The sequence below is a fragment of the Bacillus sp. CDB3 genome, assembly GCF_002081505.1.
Classification (GTDB): Bacteria; Bacillota; Bacilli; order Bacillales; family Bacillaceae_G; genus Bacillus_A; species Bacillus_A cereus_AT.
Window position 1 is genome coordinate 1 of the sequence record NZ_ALBR01000115.1, and the last position, 3,516, is coordinate 3,516.

The following is a 3,516-nucleotide window of genomic DNA, read 5'->3' on the forward strand; positions in this document are numbered from 1 at the left end:
AGGATTTGTTGAGGTAGCTGGGTGCGTATTTTCTAGGTTACTGTCCTTTCTTAGAGGACCTTTCTGTTCTTTTTTTATTCTTCTATTTTGGTACACTATTCTTGGGAACTTTGTATTTGCTGGGGACTATATTTTAGTTTCTAATCTGTTACTTAAGGAGCGTGTATGTTATGCGCGTTATAGCTTCAACTAGCAGATTTAACTTATCAACTGTCCGACAGATTGTAGGACTTAAAAGAATGTGGTTTTTTACGTTTAGAAAAGAGTTAGATGTTTCTAAAGGTCTTACACAGAGTGATGTACGGGAATTGATTCTTAAAATATATAATTATGAGGAATCTAGATACGGTAAATATTATGGTTCAATATAGAGAGTATCTTACGAATGGAGGAAAAATAATTGAGTTTATATTTGACACATGGGAATGGTGAAAATTCTAAAAGTCAGCATGGAAATACAGGTGGTTTACCAATGAAAGAAAATGGAAAAGGTATTTAATAACACAAAACAGTAGTATGAATCCTAATGAGTTCATGCTACTGTTTTTATGTTATTAAGCTTTAAAAGCTTCTTTTAATACTTTTCCCGCTTTAAAGGCAGGTACTTTTCCTGCAGGAATAGTAAGAGGTTCACCAGTATGTGGATTGCGTCCTTCACGGGCAGCACGTTCTCGTACTTCGAATGTACCGAATCCGATTAATTGTACATTTTCTCCATTTTGTAGTGCATTTTGAATGGATTGAAAAACAGCATCTACAGCGAGACTTGCTTTTTGTTTTGTTAGTTCAGATTTCATTGCGACTTTTTGGACTAATTCTGTTTTGTTCATAATAAGACACCTCATTGTGATAGATATACTATTTTAGTATAAAGTGATGAGAGATATAGCGCAAGGTAACTTGTGTGACTATGAATCTGCAGAATATTACGGATGAAGATATGAAAAATTAGATTTTGAGAAAGATACGAAAAAACGGCCTTTCATTTTTCTTTGTATGAGAAAGAAGAGGAGTTCGAAATGATTTTGTATGCGGAATGAATAAAACTTGTTATATAAAACAACTAAACCGTTAAAAGGAGTTGAGGGGGATTTGAAGATAAAAGCAGTAGAAAAAGAACTTTTTAGAAGTCTATTTAGTAGTGTATTGAAGTATTATATAATTTCACGTACTTTATTCATTAACAAAAACAAAACCAATCATCAAAGGTTACTTCTTCTCTCGATTTTTCGATACTATAGAATACCGATAAGAAAGGTGACTCTATCCATGAAGCAACCTTTAGTGAATTTACGAGTCGATTTTGCATGTAAGCAATTATTTGGTGCACAAGAAGAATTATTAATTTCTTTTTTAAATACAATCTTGCATGAATCCTTATCTACACTAATTGTGTCACTGAAAATTGAAGAACCACATTTGTATAAAGAATATGAAGAAGATAAACTATCCCTACTAGATATACTTGCAACAGAACCTTATTTCGGTATCAACCTTTGCAGTGTTTTCATCAAATCTTTAGCACCTTCGTGACTTAAAATCAAACGTCCATCATAAAATTCCATATGATTTTCAGATATGTTTCCTGTTACAAAACAAATTCTTTCTTGTTTCCGTATATGTATATTGCCATCTTGTACAAACATCTCTACACTAGTATTCGGCATTAAATCTAACGTTCTTCGCAGTTCTTTAGGTAGTACGACTCTTCCTAAGTCGTCCAATCGTCGAATCATACCTGTTGGTTTCAAAGTGAGTACCTACTTTCGATTATAAATTGATATTATGCATCCTTGATCCTTCAAGAAGAAATAAAATGACTGAATGGAGAAGAACGCTTGTATGGCTCATGCTATTTAGTTTGGAAGGGCTTCACAATTAATAACGGAATTGTACAAGTGTTCTTCTCCATTCTTAACATGTGTTATCGTTTGGTTTTTTATACCAATAAAAACAACTGTAACAAAAAAAGAGACGAAGCAGCTCGTCTCTTTTTTTACCCATGTGTGAGTGTAAGGATGATACAGTACTTATAATAAGATAACTAAGGGGAGATATCTTATATGAAACAAACCTATTTGTAATATATTCTATTTTAGGTAACACACACCTTTTAGGTATTGAAAAAAATTTCCTATCAACTCATACAAAACAAACTAACAAAAATAGAGATAGTTAACAAAGTGAAGTTTACTACATACCTATAAAGGTATATCTTTGCGAATACTTTTTACTTTCATATTACTAAAAACATGAAAATCTCTTGATGTGTATCAAAAGGTAGACATTTAGGGATGGTGAAAAATGAATAAAAACCGCGTTCCCAAAGGATTCGTTTTAATAATTACGAACGTCCCTTTAGAAGTAATACCTTTAGGTTCGATGTTTTTCACACAAAAAAGACGAGTTTCCGCTCGTCCTTTTTTGTGTGAAAAAACCTATCCAAAAAGAAAACATGCTACTTAAAGGATTGAACAGCCAGGTCTATAAGAATATAACCTTATCTTTGGTCTTATATACCAAAAATAATAAATCAAAGGAACTCTTTGCTTTCTGACTAGAGTGCTGGCTCATCGTGTGGGAACGAAACCCCACGTAGTACAATACAAAAAGACGAGAATCCTCTCGTCTTTTTGTGTTTATTAGTCAATTTAAGGAGAAAAACAAAAGGTCCAGGAGAAAACCTTGACTATACTATAACCTGTTTTTTTGTCTTTTATACCAAAAAACAGGTGGTTCTGTTGCAAAGTTTTTGAAAGTAAGCTGAATTTTTTTCAAACTTTGCAACGGAACCCGTAAAATCCTTTGGGGAGATCCTCCAGCCAGCACTCCTGCCCAAAAACAAGAAATTTATTATCAATCGTTTAGTCAATTATGAAAGTTTTACAATTCCAATAGTGGCAACTGGATAAATTGCCTCAGTATTAGTTCCTGAAAAGTTTGTATTATTGCTACCAGTTCTTAATTGGAGAATATTATTAGGAGTTGTATTAGATACAATGCAACTTAAACTTAGTACTCCCTTTTGTACATTGTCTAAAAATGCTCCACTTCCTGGAACATTTCCTCCTGTATTTAAATTTAAATGTACAGAGAAATGATTACCTGTAGTAGTACCCATAACAGAATAAGTTACAAGGTATATTCCTGTTTCAACAAGCACAATGTTACTTGAATTACTTGTATGCGTAATAGCACTTCCTGTTATATTAATAGTATTAGTAAAAGAAATAGGTTGATTGGCATTTAAAAGACCTGTAGCGACTGCTCTTTCTAAAAACGCACTATTTATTGATTCGGTAGGTCCGGTAAGTCCGGTAGGTCCAGTAGGTCCGGTAAGTCCGGTAGGTCCAGTAGGTCCGGTAAGTCCGGTAGGTCCAGTAGGTCCGGTAAGTCCGGTAGGTCCAGTAGGTCCGGTAAGTCCGGTAGGTCCAGTAGGTCCGGTATTTCCGGTATTTCCGGTATCTCCAGTAGGTCCGGTAGGTCCAGTATTTCCAGTATTTCCAGTAGGTCCAG

2 protein-coding genes and 2 pseudogenes are annotated in these 3,516 nt (G+C 34.2%); 1 reads left to right on the plus strand and 3 read right to left on the minus strand.

Annotated features, from left to right (window positions below; genetic code table 11):
- Positions 1 to 554: 554 nt before the first annotated feature.
- The gene (locus CDB3_RS29290) at positions 555 to 830 is read right to left on the minus strand and encodes an HU family DNA-binding protein (RefSeq protein ID WP_128856897.1); all 276 of its coding nucleotides are present in this window, start codon (positions 828 to 830) and stop codon (positions 555 to 557) included.
- A gap of 439 nt (positions 831 to 1,269) precedes the next feature.
- Between CDB3_RS29290 and CDB3_RS29295 the strand changes: the two are divergent.
- Positions 1,270 to 1,473, plus strand: a pseudogene (locus CDB3_RS29295) (PD-(D/E)XK nuclease family transposase); the annotation flags it as partial.
- 5 nt (positions 1,474 to 1,478) lie between these two features.
- Here CDB3_RS29295 and CDB3_RS29300 read toward each other — a convergent pair.
- On the minus strand, positions 1,479 to 1,751 hold the full coding sequence (locus CDB3_RS29300; RefSeq protein WP_179139776.1) for an AbrB/MazE/SpoVT family DNA-binding domain-containing protein: 273 nt from the start codon (positions 1,749 to 1,751) through the stop codon (positions 1,479 to 1,481).
- A gap of 1,121 nt (positions 1,752 to 2,872) precedes the next feature.
- Positions 2,873 to 3,516 (minus strand): annotated as a pseudogene (locus CDB3_RS29305) (hypothetical protein); the annotation flags it as partial.